Genomic DNA, 16283 nt, shown 5'->3' on the forward strand with positions numbered 1-16283 from the left:
GCTCAAGCGGCCTTTGGTCTTGAATGGCGTGCCTGTTTCAACAAGTACTGATTGTCCGTACTGCCCATCTCTTTGTACCAGGCCATGCCCTGTTGCATGCGTGAGATGGACTCCAGTGTGTTTCTGGTTTGTTGTTTCAGTGCCGATCGATGAATCGGTGCGGTGAGTTCCCGAGGCGTCATGTGGTTGACGTTGGGAAGCAGATCGGCTGGATAAATAACGTCGCTGGCCAATGCATTGAAAGCCTTTTCGGCCTGAGCCCAGCGGCTTTCGATGGCGCTTGTCCATTCGGCGAGTACGGTGTCGATCTTGTTGATCTTCACCGGATCGAGGCGATTCTTGATGTCCTCGGCTTCGATCGCTCGCTGGAACATGTTCAGCGCCCCCGGAATGATCGACAACCAGGAACTCATGACCCGATTCATGATGAACTCAGGATTGAGCACCGAATTGAGTGCCGGATGAATGAACTCATCCTTGATCTCTCTCCAGCTTTGCGGCGTCTTGCCGACGGGGTCGGGGACGCCCAACTGGCTATCAATGGCCGCGACCGACATCTTCGAGGTTTGTGGAATGAGTGCACCTGTGAAGCCAAAACTGTCGGTCAAGGGAGCCCCCATCGCTCCCGCTGCATCGCCGCCGATATTGCCGCCGACCAATGCGTTGGGGTCGGTGAACTGCAGGGCGTGAGGGGCCGACGGAAAGACCAGGCCGGTTTGAGTGCTGCCCAGCACGCCGCCCTCATAACCGATGACGCCACCGATGGTTTCGCCTGCCAGGTTCATCATCAGGTTCTGCGTGATGTTTTCCTGGTGGATGATGTTGTGGATCTGCACAAGCGTGCGTTCGGCATGTTCGTTGACGGCGGTAATAAACTCGGAATAGAGAAAAATCACCGACTCGGCTTTCGAACCGCCAGCGGGGTCGACGTAACGCAACGGGTTATTGGCGACAAAGCCATACAGGTTCAGACCGTCCACGGCGCCCGCCGGATCGGCGCTGATCCAGCGCTGCAACCATGCTGCGTAATAGCGCGCGCCGTAGTAATACAGACCGCTGACATCCATTTCCTTGCCCGAATAACGAATGGTCTTGTAATCGGCATCGACCGCCGAGCTTGCGGCCATCCATGCCGTGGCACCGAAAGGGTAATAGCCTTCGTGGCTGATCAACTGCGCCTGTTGATCGAGCTCCATCAGGTTCGATCCCAAGTGGTCTTCGACGCTGTAACGCATTTGAGTGGTGGCAATACCGCGCGGCTTGCCTGTCGCCCAGTACAGACAACGAACACTGCCCACGCCGATCGCCAGGGTGATGACATGCAGTTCTTCGCCATTGTCACGGGTGCGGATTTCCAGGCCCGGGAGGTAGCGCACATCCTGAAAGTGTCCGGTCGCGGTTTCGAGGCGTTTATGCACCCGTAAACCCTGGCTGTAGCGGTAGTACTCGGCATCGTCGACGCCGTTTTCGCGTCTGACCAGGATCGCGGTTTCCAGTTCATCGTTGGCGTTCCACTGCAGATCCTGCCCCGGTTGCAGGTGTGTCAGATTGCCGTTGCGGTCAAACAGCTGGTTGAAGTCCGGAACGGGATCGCCGCTTTTCCAGCGCACGCCTCTGTTGCTGGCAGGGTCGATGAGTACGGTACGGGTATGGCTGGCACTCTCGCGCAGATGACGCAGTTCAATCAGGTTGCCACCGTCATCGTAGGTGTACATCTGAATGTAGTTGCGCCGATCCGCCGGGTCGGTTGGCTGCGGCAGGCCGGGGGTGTCCGAGGGTGGGCCATCGTCGTAGCCAGTGGCCCGTTTCAATCGATACAACGAGTCGTAGCTGAACTCGCGATGCCCATCGACCCGCTGGTTGGCGAAATGACTGGGCGTATAGGCATGGTCGAGAGTGCGCACAAGGTTACCGACCGGGTCGTACTGGTGTTCGAAATCCTGCAGCAGCGGCTGACCGCTTTTCTGTGTGGTTTGCCGGTGCAGGTTGTTGTTGGCTGGATCGTAAGCCCAATGACTGATCACACCGTTGCCGGCCTGTTGCAGGATGATTTGTCCGGCGGCGTTGTACCGGGCATGCTCCAGAACGGTCGCCCAGGCAGTCTGATCGTCGATTTTCAACTGGACTTGCCTGAGTTGTCCGGCGAGGTCGAAATACGACCGTTGGCGGTGTCCGCTGGCGTCGACCTGCTCAAGGACACTGCCCTGCGGGCCATGAATGCGGCGGCTGGTGAAGGTCTTGCCATCGGCAAACGTACGGGTTTCGGCCAGTGCCTGACCGAGCAGGCTGTACGTGTCGATATTCACACCGCCTGAGCGGTCCTGCAGCGCCAACAGATTTCCACGCAGGTTGCGTCCCGCATCGGCCGAGGCGGTGGCAAAGGTAAAGGTTTCAGTCTCGGGTTGTGCGTTGACTTCGATTGCCGTGACCCGCAGCAAGTCATCGTAGGTCATACGCCAATGATTGCCGCGGCCGTCCCAGCGTTCAAGCACTTCGCCGGCCAGCCCCGGCAGCGTCAGCCGCATGCCGGCATCAACGCTGTCGACTTTCAGGGGCGTGCCCCCCAGGGCCGACACCAGCACCTGATTGGGTCGCGGCAGGCGCGGGTCTCGTTGCGCCACCAGCCTGGCCGCCGGGTCGAATTGCTGGCGAGAGATCAGCGCGATGGCGGTCTCACCGGCGACCGAACGCAAGTAGGTAATCTGCCGGACCGGCAAGCCTCGGCTGTCACTCACGCTCAGTGTTGGCGTATGCCTGTCAACAGCCCGGCTCATGATTCTGACTCATCGGTGTCGTTGAAGTCTTCGCTGGTCTGATACCAAGGGTGATAGGTCTCGCGGGAGAAATGCCCCTTGGCGTTGATCAGCTTGACCGGACGGCCACGCGGGTCATAGAACAGTTGATCGAAATAGCCGTACCGTTGCAGGGATTGATCATTGACATAACCATGGGTGTCGACAAAAAACGGCCGGAACTGGCGCACCGCCAAGCCTTTGTTGTTGTACTCGACCCGTGCGCTTACACGCCAGCGCGGATCGGCCTGAACCTCACGTAACTGCCCGCGATCGACGATCAGCGATCCGTCGACCGCCACCGCATAAGCCGTGCCGGGTTCGACCCGTTGCAGGGTTTGCAGCGCCCGGCCAAAGCCGTCCACGTAGCTGATGATGATCCGCACCAATGCCGCTACAAGGTCATCGGGGTAACGGTCGGCGCTCAGCACCACGCTGTGTACCGGTTTGCGCTGGACTGTGGTGATGAGTTCGCGCAGTGCCAGTTCGGCCGATGTCGGTGACGCCAGTTGCGCCAGGCGCCGCCGTGCGCTGGCGCGAATGTGCAGGCTCGGCAACACATCACCGCTGGCCAGCCATTGCTCGAGCAACTGCGGCGTTGCGTTGACGGAAGGCGGCAGTTGCCCCATCCAGCTGAACAAGTCCTTGCGCAGGGTACTGGCGGCTTTTTGCACGGCAGCTGCCGGGTCGGCGATGGCCAGTTCCGGGTCTGGATCTTCCGGGCGCAGGTATTCGCTGAGCGGACGGAAACCGGCGGCGACAGCATTTTCGGTGCCGTGGAAACTGGTCGTCAACGGTTGACCGGAGGGCTCGTAGAGCGCTTCCTGAATGTTCTCGTTGGCATCGATGATGCGCAGCGGCTGCTGAGCGTGATAGTCATATTCGCAGCGGGTGGTGCAGCCATCCGGCAATTCGACGCTTTCAATCAACAGGTGATATGCGTCGTATTGCGCCCGGGTCCAGCCATGGCTCAGGGTTTCGCGGTATTCACGCACCTGGAAGAAATCCTCGGCACCGGCGTATTTTGCGTAGTTGTAATGTGCGGACCAGAGGTTTTGTGTGGTCACAACTTGCGCTTCGAACAGTGGCGGCATCGGTGTGTAACCGATGTTCGTCAGCTCCACGCGGATATCGAACGGCGGTGGCAGATCGGCGTAGGCATCGAGGGCGGTCTGATCAAGCTGTGCCAGTTCCGTCGGTGCGGCCAGCGCTTCGAAATCGACTGAGCCGTCGGGCAACGGGCTGCCGTCTGCTGTCTTGAGATAACGCTGCACGGTTTGTCCGGTCAGCACCCTGAGTGCGTTCCACTGCGCAGAGCCCTGGTGCGCAGTGAATGTCTCCCATGACACCTGCTGCGGGTTCAAGCCCGACGGCAGATTACCCTTGGGCAGCACCAGCGCATTGCTGCGTTGCTGCCAGGGCAGGCCCAGTCGCCAGTGTTGCAGGTCCCGGTCCAGATCAATCGCGCGCTCACGGGATTCACTGAGGTAATAGGACTGCTGGGCCGGGTCGTGGGCGTCCCGCCACCACTGCTGCTCATCGGGATCACTGAAGGGCGGGGGATCGGCCTCGGTGCGGCGTCGCGCATAACTGACGCTCAGGCTATGGGTGGCATGACCGTACTCGCTGGTGCCGAGCAAAATTTCATGGCGGCACAGCGGGTCGTCAATGAAGCCGTCGTATTGATAGCCGACTTTTTCCAGCAGCAGCGGCAGCAGTACGCTTGCCGGCTCGTTGCGGCCAGTGGGGCGCACGTCACGCACCAGGTAGCGAAACTCCTCTACCGCGAAGAGCCGTGGCGTGGCTGGCTCGACGGTGCCGGCCCAGGTTTCGATGCGCGCCACGGAACCTGTCAGCGCCCGAGCGATTCTGTAGCGTGTCGTCTCGTCGGGCGGCGTCACCGGTTCATCGTATTCATCGCCCTGGTGATAGCGGCTGAATACGGTTGGCAGCAACGGCTGCGCATCTTCGTCGGCGTCGAAGTAGCCGTGTCTTGGTCGGTCCATGGCCTGTCCGGTCAGAAACCAGGTACAGACCCGTACCGGTGCGGTGAAGCCGACCTCGTCATCGCCGGTGGCGCTATCGGTGTCGGTCTGTTGCAGATAACCGAAGCCGCGAAATTCGCGCTCGATGCTGTCGTAGACGCCTTCGCGAAAGATGCACGATTGAGTCAGGCAATTGCCGGTGATCTCATCCTGCTGATGTTGCCGGCTGACCACCTGCACCGCGAAGGGCAAGTGGCACACGGGCACTTCGCCGGGATGGTCGATCAGCCACTGCTGTTTTTCATCCAGCCATTCCTGGGCGGAGCTGCGGTAGGTCACCTGCGTGGCGCAGCCCATGTTGTTGTTGCTCGCCGTCAGCAGGTAGGGTCTGGCCGCGACAAAGTCATAGCGCCAGTGCTGCGGTGTCGGGTGCGGCACGGTCAGGAGCAGTGACGCGCAACCCAGGCCTTGCAGGTCGGCGAAACTGACCTGACACAAGCGGTCGTAACGCACACCTTCGGGCCAGGGCACGATGACCGGCGTCTGCTCCAGCCCGTGACCGCCGCGATTGAGGTAGATCTCGAATGCATCGGATTTCAGATAGATCAGTGCCGGAGCACCCGAACCATCGAGGTCAGCCAGGCGCACGCGGGTCGAATCGAATGCTTCATAGGTAAACGGCAGCGCGCTGATTACCCGTCCTGCACCGAAGCGGCCATGCCCCAGGTTGGGCCAGCATTTGATTTCATCATGGCGGATCCGGCACAGCTCGCTCATGTCGCTGCCCAGCAGGTTGCCGAGAAGGACCAACTCGCTGGATGAATGGCTGAAGATCGGCAGTCGGTCATCGGCGGGTTCATGGAGGACTTCTTCGGCCGGGGCGAAACCCTCCTCGCGACGGTTGGCATACAGGCGCACGGCGCGCGGACCGATCATCGCCAGCGAACTGAGGCCATCGCCGACCAGGTCGCCCAGTTGCGAAAGAACGTCGCGAAACTCCAGCGGCATGCCGGTAAACGACATGAAGGGCGCCCAGCTGCGGTCGGCGTTCAACCTGCGATACCCGCTGATACCCGGTTGGGCAACGATCCAGTCCAGCCGCCCGTCGCCGGTCAGGTCTAGCAGTATCTGCAGCGCGGGGCTGTTGCGACTCGCCACCGGGATCTGTTCCAGCACCGTCCACGGGCCATAGGTGATGGCGTCAGGCCCTGAGGTTGCGCGCATCGGTTCACGGTAATACCAGCATTGATCGTAGCGGCAGAGGAAGCCCGGCAGGCCCTCACCGTACAGATCGGCGCACAGGTAAAACTGTCCATCGTCCAGGCCCGGCATGGGGTCTTCGGCGAACAGGCGTGCGGGCGTTTTGTTGATCTCGAAGGAGGAGTAGTCGAACTCCACCGGCGGTGTCGTTTCCAGTGCGCCGCTGGTATCGAAGGCCTGGTAGTGAGCGGCTGTGATCCGGTTGTAAGTCCAGGGCCCGGAGGCGGGCGGATACTCGAGTAACAGCCGCCGCACCAGCAGCGGATCCTGACTGTCTGGCCGCGAGAAATTGTGAAACATCAGGATTTGCTGGCAGAGACGCCGAGTGCCCAGCTCGAAACCCTGACCGTAGGTGGAGAACGGGTCCTGGCGTTCCAGCCAGGGTGTCAGGCTGGAGCCTGCGTACGCGGGAGCCTGGGTCAGTGAGCGGGTGCGTTCGCCGTAGTCGAACAGCAGATGGAAATGCCATTGCAGTTCAGCCGGATCCACCACCGTCCAGCTGTACAGGTGCTGGCTGGCGGCGACGTTGCCGTAGAATACGGCGCGCAAGTAGCGCTGGGCACGGTAGTCGTGAAGGGGGTTGGCGTCTGCATCATCGGCCATATAGTCGAAGCAGATGTGCTCGCCGCGCGGGTTCATGCTCTCGCACAGCAGCCAGCTGCCGACCCGAAGCTTGTCATCTGGATCGGCCCGACGCGAGGCGCTGGTTTTACCGTATACCTGCAATGAGCCGTCAGCCCCATGGATCAGCCAGAACGGCGGCTCGGCCGGCTCATCCGGACCGGTGACACGCTGCCATCGCTCGCGCAAGGCAAAGTCGCTCTCGACCTGTGGCCAGTAGCGCACCACGCGGTGCTCGCCGACTTCAATCCCGTTGTAGGTCCTTTCCAGACGCGATTTTGGTGCGCCGTTGCCCTCAAGTTCAGGCGCCCAGATTTCACCGTCGTAACCGACGATTTCATCAACATCGGTATAGCGCGGTACCCCTTTGTGGGTGCGACGGCTGATCTGACCGATGCCCAGGCTCCAGCCGACGCCGAATGGCCCGTTACCGGCCTGACTGCTGTAAGTCAGCGATAGCTGCGGATCCCAGCCACGTCCGACGGACAGCGGCAGTGGCAGTATGAACGACGCCTCCCCCGTCGGGCCGAAAGTGCCCCAGCTTTTGCCGATTGTGGTGATCGACGCGCTGCTGGCGATGGACGGGGTGATGATGCTCAGCTCTTGATCGGCCATGGTCGGATCCGTTGCACACGCGAAGGACGTGAGTGGACAGACGCTATCAACAAGCATGGCATTGGTAACCTGTCAGATCTGACAGGTGTCAAAAGGCCAGAGCTGTGCAACAGGCAAAAAAAGGGCCGGCCCGTCGTATGACGGGCCGGCCTTTTTTTTGCCTGCGAAACGCTTACTGCACTTCTACCGCCAGGCTTTCGGCGATCTTCTGTTGCCAGATCGCCGGGCCGGTGATGTGTACCGACTCACCGTTGCTGTCCACCGCGACGGTGACCGGCATGTCCTTGACCTCGAACTCGTAGATCGCTTCCATGCCCAGCTCGGCGAATGCCAGCACCTTGGACTTCTTGATGGCCTGGGCCACCAGGTAGGCGGCGCCGCCCACGGCCATCAGGTACACGGCCTTGTTGTCCTTGATCGCTTCGATCGCGGTCGGGCCGCGCTCGGATTTGCCGATCATGCCCAACAGGCCGGTCTGCTCAAGGATCTGACGGGTGAACTTGTCCATCCGCGTGGCGGTGGTCGGGCCAGCCGGGCCAACCACTTCGTCACCGACCGGATCAACCGGGCCGACGTAGTAGATGAAGCGACCTTTCAGATCCACCGGCAGGGTTTCACCCTTGTTCAGCATCTCGACCATGCGCTTGTGCGCAGCGTCGCGACCGGTAAGCATCTTGCCGTTGAGCAGGACGGTTTCGCCCGGTTTCCAGCTCTGCACGTCTTCCGGGGTCAGGGTGTCGAGATTGACGCGACGGGCTGACGGGCCGGCTTCCCAGACGATTTCCGGGTAGGCGTCCAGCGGTGGCGCTTCCAGTGAGGCCGGGCCGGTGCCGTCGAGCACGAAGTGTGCGTGACGGGTGGCGGCGCAGTTCGGGATCATGCACACCGGCAGCGAGGCTGCGTGAGTCGGGTAGTCCATGATTTTCACGTCGAGCACGGTGGTCAGGCCACCGAGGCCCTGGGCGCCGATCCCCAACTGGTTGACCTTCTCGAACAGCTCCAGACGGATCTCTTCGATGCGGTTCTGCGGGCCACGGGCTTTCAGCTCATGGATGTCGATGGATTCCATCAACACTTCCTTGGCCATGACCGCGGCTTTCTCGGCGGTGCCGCCGATGCCGATGCCGAGCATGCCCGGCGGGCACCAGCCGGCGCCCATGGTCGGAACGGTTTTCAGCACCCAGTCAACGATCGAGTCGGACGGGTTGAGCATGGCCATTTTCGACTTGTTCTCGGAACCGCCGCCCTTGGCCGCCACGTCCACTTCCACGGTGTTGCCCGGGACAATGGAGTAGTGGATGACTGCCGGGGTGTTGTCCTTGGTGTTTTTACGAGCGCCCGCCGGGTCGGCGAGGATCGAGGCACGCAGGACGTTTTCCGGCAGGTTGTAGGCGCGGCGCACGCCTTCGTTGATCATGTCGTCCAGGCTCATGGTCGCGCCATCCCAACGCACGTCCATGCCCACGCGCACGAACACGGTCACGATGCCGGTGTCCTGGCAGATCGGCCGGTGGCCGGTGGCGCACATGCGCGAGTTGATCAGGATCTGTGCGATCGAATCACGGGCCGCTGGCGATTCTTCGCGCAGGTAGGCTTCGTGCATCGCCTGGATGAAGTCCACGGGGTGGTAGTAGGAAATGAATTGCAGGGCGTCGGCAACGCTCTGAATCAGGTCATCTTGCTTGATCACGGTCATGAGTCGCGCTCCTCTAAAAGACGGGAACATTCAATAAGGTGCTTGCAGCTTGGGTACATCGGTCGGTTGCAAGCACCTTTCAAGGCACGCCGGGGCTGCTGGCGCGACGCTAAAAAGGCGCGGCAGTATACCGTGCCTCTTCAGGGCATACACGCGCCGGCAGTCATTCGTTGGTCGCATACCGAACACTCGGGCCAACAGTGCTCTTCTGTGGCGAGGGGATTTAGCGAAACGTCGCACCGCCCCGATCGGCTGCGTAGCAGGCGCAAAACCTGTGCGCAGGGTTTGACTGACGGATTGTTGAGGGCCGCTTCGCGCCCCTTTCGGGGATAAATCCCCTCGCCACAGGACCTCATGAGGGCATTAACGGGTCATGCATTTGACGTCAATTTTTGGCGCTGAAAATCGGTGGTCATTTATCGACCGCCCCTCTAAAGTGGCATCCGGTCTGTAGAGTAGGACACTCGGTCAGCCTCCTATCGCACGGTGAGTCAACGATTGACCCATAACGCCATTCAACGTCTTTTGCTCAAGCGCTTTGCCCTCGCCGCAGCCACCTACGGATTGGCTTTGCTGCTGCTGTGGCTGGCGTTTTTTTTCGGTCATTACCCGCATTCATTGAACAGTGTGGCCATCGGCAGCGCGCTGGTGCTCATCACTCAGGCCACGTTGTTCGCGCTGTTCTGGTCCGGGCGCAACCTGCGTTTTGCCGACCCCAGCCTGACCGAGGCGCAAGTGCTGCTCGGGCTCGGCTGGCAGACCTGGCTGATCGCCCATCTGCATGAAGCCCGCGGCGCGTTTCTGGTGTTTTATGTGCTGATCCTGCTGTTCGGCCTGTTTCATTTATCCCGGCGCGCGTTCATACGTTGCGCGCTGCTGGTGTTCTTCAGTTTCTGTGCAATCACCCTCTGGGATGGCTACCACTTCCGTTTGACGGATCCGGCGCTGGCAGCCTTGCAGGTGTGCATTCTGGCGATCGTGCTGGCGTGGCTGGTGATCTATGCACGCTTTGTCCAGGTTTCGCGGCAGCGCATGCGCCAGCGCCGGTTTGCCTTACAGGCGCATCAGGACACCTTGCGCGGGATGATGCGTCAGCTCGAAGACCTGGTGGCCACCGATGAACTGACCGGGCTGTTCAATCGTCGACATTTTTTACGCCTGGCCTCCCGCGAACTGGACGAGATGGACCCGGGCGTGGTCCATGGCCTGGCGCTGATCGACCTTGATCACTTCAAACGCATCAACGATTTGCACGGGCATGCTGCCGGCGATCAGGTGTTGCAGGCCTTCGCCGGGGTAGCAGGCGCCTGCTTGCGTGACGGCGACGTGCTGGCGCGTTACGGTGGCGAGGAATTCGTGGTGTTGTTGCCCGATTGCGATGCCGAACGCCTGACCGCCTGTTGTGAACGCTTGCGCATTGCGTTTACCGACGTCGAACTGGTGGGCCTGAATGTGCGCGACCTCAGCCTTTCGGCGGGCATGACCCTGCTGGAGTTGGGCGACCATCTGGACGATGCCCTGCAGCGTGCCGATCAGGCGCTGTACCGGGCCAAGCGCGACGGGCGCAATCGCTGTGCGGCCGCGTGGGAGAATGTGGATGCCTGAACTTCGGGTCGGTGAACAGCAGTGGTCGGTGGCGGCGGGCAGCAACCTGCTCGATGCCCTGAATCAACACGGCGTTGCGGTGCCTTACAGCTGCCGCGCCGGCAGTTGCCATGCGTGTCTGGTGCAGTGCGTGAACGGCTTGCCTGCCGACAATCGGCCGGATGCCCTGAGCGCCGAGCAGCGCCAGCAGGGCTGGCGCCTGGCCTGTCAGTGTCAGGTGACCGAAGACTTGCAGGTGCACACCTTCGACCCGATCACGGATGGCCGGCCGGCGGTGGTCGAAGCGCTGGATTGGCTCACCGACAACGTCCTGCGCCTGCGCCTGACCCCGCAACGACCGCTGCGCTACAGCGCCGGGCAACATCTGGTGCTGTGGATCAACCACATCGCCCGGCCGTACTCGCTGGCGAGCCTGCCGGAGGAAGACCGCTTTCTTGAATTCCACCTCGACTGTCGCCAGCCCGGTGAATTCAGCGATGCGGCGCGGCGCCTGCAGATCGGCGACCCGATCCGCCTCGGCGAATTGCGTGGCGGCGCGTTGCATTACGACCCGGACTGGCACACGCGACCGCTGTGGCTGCTGGCGGCCGGCACCGGGCTGGGGCCATTGTTCGGCGTGCTGCGCGAAGCCTTGCGTCAGGATCACGAGGGCGCCATCCGCGTCATTCATCTGGCCCATGACGAGCGCGAGCACTATCTGGCCAAACCCCTTGCGGCGCTGGCCGCGCAGCGCGAAAACCTCAGCGTCGAGCTGTGGACGGCGGCCGAGTCAGCCGCCGCTTTGGCGCAACTGCGCCTTGTTTCCCGGCAAACCCTGGCTTTAGTCTGCGGTTCAACCGCCAGTGTCGATGCCTTTGCCCGGCGTCTGTACCTGGCCGGACTGCCGCGCAACCAACTGCTGGCCGATGTATTTTTGTCCCGCGGTTAAGCGCTGACTTTCATAGGTTCGAAGATTCCTGTGGCAAGGCCGAACTCCTGTGGTGAGGGGATTCATCCCCGATTGAGTGCGCAGCGCTCACAAAATCCTGGGGCCGCTGCGCAGCCATCGGGACGATGCGACGTTTCGCTAAATCCCCTCACCACAGAGAACCTTGTAACCAGCCATGTTGAGACACTCCATGACCGAAGCCATCCTGCTCGAACGCGAACGCGGTTTGCTCACCCTGCGCCTCAACCGCCCGGACAAGAAAAACGCGCTGACCCGCGCGATGTACGGTCGCCTCGCCGAGGCCTTGAAGCAGGCCGACAACGATCCTGAAATCAACGCCGTGCTGATCACCGGCAGCGCCGAATGCTTCACCGCCGGCAACGACATCGCCGACTTCATCCAGCAACCGCCGAGCGACCTCGACAGCCCGGTGTTCCACTTCATGCGGGGCCTGCTCGAATGCCGCAAACCAGTAGTCGCCGCCGTGGCTGGTGCGGCGGTGGGCATCGGCACCACGTTGTTGCTGCATTGCGACTTGGTGTACGTCAGTCGCGATGCGCGGTTGCGCATGCCGTTCGTCAACCTTGGGCTGTGCCCGGAGTTCGGCTCCAGCCTGATACTGCCGCGCTTGCTCGGGCATGCCAAAGCGGCGGAGCTGTTGCTGCTTGGCGAGGGATTCAGCGGTGAACAGGCTGCGCAATGGGGGATTGCCACCGAGGCGCTGGGCAGTGGCGAAGCGGCATTGAACAAGGCGCGGGAGATGGCGTTGCGTTTCGATGAGCTGCCGCCGGAAGCGGTGCGTATCAGCAAACAGTTGATGAAGGCGCCGGATCGCGAACTGATCCGTAAAGTGATCGAGGAGGAGGGCGCGTTGTTCACTCAACGGCTGCGCTCGCCGGAGGCGTTGGCGGCGTTGACCGGGTTTATCAAGCGGCATTGATATGTTCGCTGACTGTGCCGGCCTCTTCGCGAGCAAGCCCGCTCCCACAGGGGAAATGCGTTCCAATTGTGGGAGCGGGCTTGCTCGCGAAGAGGCCGGATCAGCCAGTAAATCTATAGGATCAAAAAACCAAAAGCCCCGGCACTCACATGCCGGGGCTTTTGTTTTTCAGCGAATCACTCAGACCTGTGGATCACCAACGTGCAGGATTTTCATGCCGTTGGTGCCGCCGGTGGTGTGGTAGCTGTCGCCTTTGGTCAGAATGACCCAGTCGCCTTTTTCCACGACGCCGCGCTTGACCAGCTCGTCGATCGCCTTTTGGCTGACTTCGTTCGGAGCCAGCGACGCCGGGTCGAACGGCACGGTGTACACGCCACGGAACATTGCCGCGCGGGCCTGGGCTTCGCGGTGCGGGGTGAAGGCGTAGATCGGCACCGAAGAACGGATACGCGACATGATCAGCGGGGTGTAGCCGCTTTCAGTCAGCGCGATGATCGCTTTCACGCCAGGGAAGTGGTTGGCGGTGTACATGGCGGCCAGGGCGATGCTCTGGTCGCAGCTTTCGAAGACCTTGCCGATGCGGTGGCTGGAGGTCTTGCTGGTCGGGTGCTTTTCAGCGCCGACGCAGATGCGCGCCATCGCCTGAACGGCTTCCAGCGGGTACAGACCGGCAGCGGATTCGGCCGAGAGCATCACGGCGTCGGTGTAGTCGAGCACGGCGTTGGCCACGTCGGACACTTCGGCACGGGTCGGCATCGGGTTCTGGATCATCGACTCCATCATCTGGGTCGCGACGATCACTGCCTTGTTGTGGCGGCGAGCGTGCAGAATGATTTTCTTCTGAATGCCCACCAGCTCCGCGTCGCCGATTTCCACACCGAGGTCACCACGGGCAACCATTACCGCGTCGGACGCCTTGATCAGTTCGTCGAGGGTTTCGTCGTCGGCCACGGCTTCGGCGCGTTCGATCTTCGCCACCAGCCAGGCAGTACCGCCGGCTTCGTCGCGCAGTTGACGGGCGTAGTTCATGTCGGCAGCGTCACGCGGGAAGGACACCGCGAGGTAGTCGACTTCCATTTCTGCGGCGAGCTTGATGTCGGCCTTGTCTTTTTCAGTCAGGGCCGGTGCGGTCAGGCCGCCACCGCGACGGTTGATGCCTTTATGGTCGGACAGCGGGCCGCCGATGGTCACGGTGCAATGCAGTTCGGTGGCGGTCGCGGTGTCGACGCGCATCACCACACGGCCGTCGTCGAGCAGCAGCTCGTCGCCCACGCCGCAGTCCTTGACCAGATCCGGGTAGTCGATGCCGACCACTTGCTGGTTGCCTTCGGTCAACGGATGGCTGGTGGAGAAGGTGAATTTGTCACCGATCTTCAGCTCGATCTTCTTGTTGGCGAATTTGGCGATACGGATTTTCGGGCCTTGCAGGTCACCCAGCAGGGCGACGAAGCGACCGTGCTTGGCAGCCAGGTCACGCACCAGCTTCGCGCGAGCCTTGTGCTCGTCGGGGGTGCCGTGGGAGAAGTTCAGACGGGCGACGTCCAGGCCAGCCAGAATCAGCTGTTCGAGAACTTCCGGCGAGTTACTGGCCGGGCCAAGGGTAGCGACGATTTTGGTACGACGGACGGACATGCAAAGACTCCTGAGTTCAAGCGCTAGCAGAGGCTACTATGCTCCGAGGGTGTAGTCATTGTTCGTTTGCACTACTTATTGTTTTCTTTATTGAACGTGGTTCTTTTCAACGACTCTGACCGGCCACCGCTGCCGCTCGTCGGTACTGGTATTTCTTACAGGTGGCACGCGGTTTTTCGATCGATATACAGATTGAATCCCGCCAACGGTTGGCGGGGCCGTGAGGCTAATGACATGACAGCAAAAAAAACAGCACGCAAAGCGCTGGAGCCGCCAGTGATTGAAAGCCCAAAAGATGGCGACAAGCCAGGTGTCCGTTTTCGAGTGGAGGGAACAGGAACACCCGGTAATTTCGCGGTCGCCTACAGCACCAAGGATCCCTTGAATCAGCTGTTTGGCCAATTGATCAGTAGCAACGGGAGTTGGCTTACGTTCCTGGATCTGAGTCAATTCGGTTTTTATGTTGTTGAAAGAAGTCAGGACGGCACGGTTTCGCCAAGGTCACCGATTGTGACCATCCATCTGGAGTCAACCCCCTCTGCACCGAATGGCGATGCCAACCCTCCCGAGGACGCCACGCACTGATACCACGCTGACGATGGCGGCATTGAAGATTTTTCGCGCAAGGTCGATACACTGCTCAAGACAGGAGAACCCTCATGCGATTGTTGCCCATTGCCGCCCTTGCCCTCAGCGCCCTCGCTGCCACGGGATGTACCCGTTGGGCGATGAATCACCATTTGAATAACGCTTACAGCGCCTACGACCGGGGCAATTGCGAGCAAGTGATGCTCGAGCTGTCCAAGGTCGAACGCGACAGCCGGGCCCGCCCTTATGTGTGGCCGGAAGTGTCGATGATGCGCGGCCAGTGCCTGGAACGGCAAAAAATGTACATCGACGCGGCGCAGACCTACCAGTTCATCATCGCCTCGTACCCCAACAGCGAATATGCCTTCCGCGCCCGTGCGCGCCTGGAAACCCTGCAGAGCCTGGGCCACTACCCGACGCGCAGTGCAGCGGCAGTGCCGAGCCCGCAACGCTTCTGATGCTGGTTGTCATACAAACGCTGGCTGACTGTACAAGGTGAGCTATAGTCCAGTGATCCGGTTCAGCGCCTGACGTCTGGATCGGGGCAACACCTGCGACTGGTCGTGGTTGAGGTGATGGCGTATTGGCGACCATCCCACCGGAAGCGGGGAGAGCGCGTCTGCGATACCGGCGTGTTCCGAAGCAAAGGTGCGGCTCTGTGATGGAGCCTTGCATGGCGTACTGCGCATGTTTACCGACCGACGAATCGAACGGCATCAGTTGCCGTACTTCCTCCGGGTGTTCAACAGCGTCACCGACAAACCCATCGGCTTTCTGGGCAACGTGTCCGAAGACGGGCTGATGCTCATCAGCCAGTTGCCGATGATGACCGGTGTCGATTTCAGCCTGCGTCTCAAGCTCCCGTGCGGCGATGGCCTGCAGCAGGTGATCGACCTCACCGCGTGCTGCCTGTGGTGCCATGAAGACGCGACCCCGATGCACTACGACGCCGGCTTCAGCCTGCAGCGTCCTCCGGCGGAATACGGGCAACTGGTCGAGGCGTTGCGCCAGTACTTCAGTTTTCAGCCATTGCCGGCTTCTGCCTGACGTCAAACTGCCAGAAGCTTCGCGAGCAAGCTCGCTCCCACAAGGATCGCTGGCGTACACAACTTTGTGATCACCACTGGCCACTGTGGGCGCGGGCTTGCCCGCGAAAGCGTCAGTACAGACGCCCCGTCATCGACGCCTAGGCCACAGCAATCGCCCGCTCACTGTCCAGCGTCTTCTCCGCCAGCAACAAACCCATCTCGCTCAACTGATAGATCGCCATCGCCAGATGCCGTGGTTTGTCTTCCAGGCTGTCCGCCAGATCCAGCAGCAGAATGCTCACCGACGAAAACGTTTCGTAGGTCTGGATGGCGATGGCTTCGGGATTGAGGTCAGGCGCGACCACGAACATCTGCATGCCGCGATCAACGGAATTGCGCGAGGGCGGTTCGGGTTTGAGGTAATGGTCGAGGGCGCGTTCGGCGGCTTCGTGGAGTTTTCGGGAATCGGAGGATGCGTAGGGGGAGGTATCGGCGGGGTCTGTTTCGGGTGGATTCGGAGTTGCTTTGAACATGATCGTATTGCCTCTAAGTAGGGCCACGACCGATTCGCGACTAAACGAATTAGGGTGGCG

At 61.1% G+C, this 16283-nt stretch carries 11 protein-coding genes; 6 read left to right on the forward strand and 5 right to left on the reverse strand.

Going from position 1 to position 16283, the window contains the following annotated elements:
* Nucleotides 1–2: 2 nt before the first annotated feature.
* The 3 genes from PseAD21_RS06650 to PseAD21_RS06660 all read right to left on the reverse strand — a co-directional run bounded on the left by PseAD21_RS06650 (nucleotide 3) and on the right by PseAD21_RS06660 (nucleotide 8969).
* On the reverse strand, nucleotides 3–2774 hold the full coding sequence (locus tag PseAD21_RS06650) for an RHS repeat domain-containing protein (RefSeq protein WP_102355002.1): 2772 nt from the start codon (nucleotides 2772–2774) through the stop codon (nucleotides 3–5).
* A complete protein-coding gene (locus PseAD21_RS06655; RefSeq protein WP_102355003.1) occupies nucleotides 2771–7273 on the reverse strand; it encodes a SpvB/TcaC N-terminal domain-containing protein in 4503 nt (1500 codons plus the stop codon). Before PseAD21_RS06655 ends, PseAD21_RS06650 begins: the two co-directional genes overlap by 4 nt.
* Before the next feature lie 172 nt (nucleotides 7274–7445).
* Nucleotides 7446–8969, reverse strand: coding sequence for a fumarate hydratase (locus PseAD21_RS06660; RefSeq protein ID WP_102355004.1), 1524 nt, complete (start codon nucleotides 8967–8969; stop codon nucleotides 7446–7448).
* Between the two features lie 498 nt (nucleotides 8970–9467).
* On the opposite strand from PseAD21_RS06660, the gene PseAD21_RS06665 reads away from it, so the two are divergent.
* The 3 genes from PseAD21_RS06665 (at nucleotide 9468) to PseAD21_RS06675 (ending at nucleotide 12442) form a co-directional block, all read left to right on the forward strand.
* Nucleotides 9468–10574 carry a diguanylate cyclase gene (locus PseAD21_RS06665; RefSeq protein WP_102355005.1) on the forward strand — a complete coding sequence of 369 codons (1107 nt, stop codon included), beginning with the start codon at nucleotides 9468–9470 and terminating at the stop codon, nucleotides 10572–10574.
* Nucleotides 10567–11502: an iron-sulfur-binding ferredoxin reductase gene (locus PseAD21_RS06670; RefSeq protein WP_102355006.1), complete on the forward strand. Its 936-nt coding sequence runs from the start codon at nucleotides 10567–10569 to the stop codon at nucleotides 11500–11502. Before PseAD21_RS06665 ends, PseAD21_RS06670 begins: the two co-directional genes overlap by 8 nt.
* Before the next feature lie 190 nt (nucleotides 11503–11692).
* Complete coding sequence (locus tag PseAD21_RS06675) at nucleotides 11693–12442, forward strand: enoyl-CoA hydratase-related protein (RefSeq protein WP_102355007.1); 750 nt, start codon at nucleotides 11693–11695, stop codon at nucleotides 12440–12442.
* A 180-nt stretch (nucleotides 12443–12622) separates the two neighbouring features.
* On the opposite strand, the gene pyk is transcribed toward PseAD21_RS06675, so the two are convergent.
* The gene (pyk, locus tag PseAD21_RS06680; RefSeq protein ID WP_102355008.1) at nucleotides 12623–14074 is read right to left on the reverse strand and encodes a pyruvate kinase; all 1452 of its coding nucleotides are present in this window, start codon (nucleotides 14072–14074) and stop codon (nucleotides 12623–12625) included.
* A 234-nt stretch (nucleotides 14075–14308) separates the two neighbouring features.
* Here pyk and PseAD21_RS29450 point away from each other — a divergent pair, with 234 nt between their 5' ends.
* From PseAD21_RS29450 to PseAD21_RS06690, 3 genes are all read left to right on the forward strand, one after another.
* Nucleotides 14309–14659 (forward strand): hypothetical protein, encoded by a 351-nt coding sequence (locus PseAD21_RS29450; protein ID WP_146011266.1) that lies wholly within the window; start codon nucleotides 14309–14311, stop codon nucleotides 14657–14659.
* A gap of 74 nt (nucleotides 14660–14733) precedes the next feature.
* The gene (locus PseAD21_RS06685; protein ID WP_025112748.1) at nucleotides 14734–15120 is read left to right on the forward strand and encodes a tol-pal system YbgF family protein; all 387 of its coding nucleotides are present in this window, start codon (nucleotides 14734–14736) and stop codon (nucleotides 15118–15120) included.
* Nucleotides 15121–15349: 229 nt separating this feature from the next.
* Nucleotides 15350–15709: a PilZ domain-containing protein gene (locus PseAD21_RS06690; RefSeq protein WP_102355009.1), complete on the forward strand. Its 360-nt coding sequence runs from the start codon at nucleotides 15350–15352 to the stop codon at nucleotides 15707–15709.
* A gap of 139 nt (nucleotides 15710–15848) precedes the next feature.
* Here PseAD21_RS06690 and PseAD21_RS06695 read toward each other — a convergent pair whose 3' ends face one another.
* The gene (locus PseAD21_RS06695; RefSeq protein ID WP_102355010.1) at nucleotides 15849–16223 is read right to left on the reverse strand and encodes a DUF6124 family protein; all 375 of its coding nucleotides are present in this window, start codon (nucleotides 16221–16223) and stop codon (nucleotides 15849–15851) included.
* Nucleotides 16224–16283: the final 60 nt, after the last annotated feature.

The organism is Pseudomonas sp. AD21 (genome assembly GCF_002878485.1).
GTDB lineage: Bacteria > Pseudomonadota > Gammaproteobacteria > Pseudomonadales > Pseudomonadaceae > Aquipseudomonas.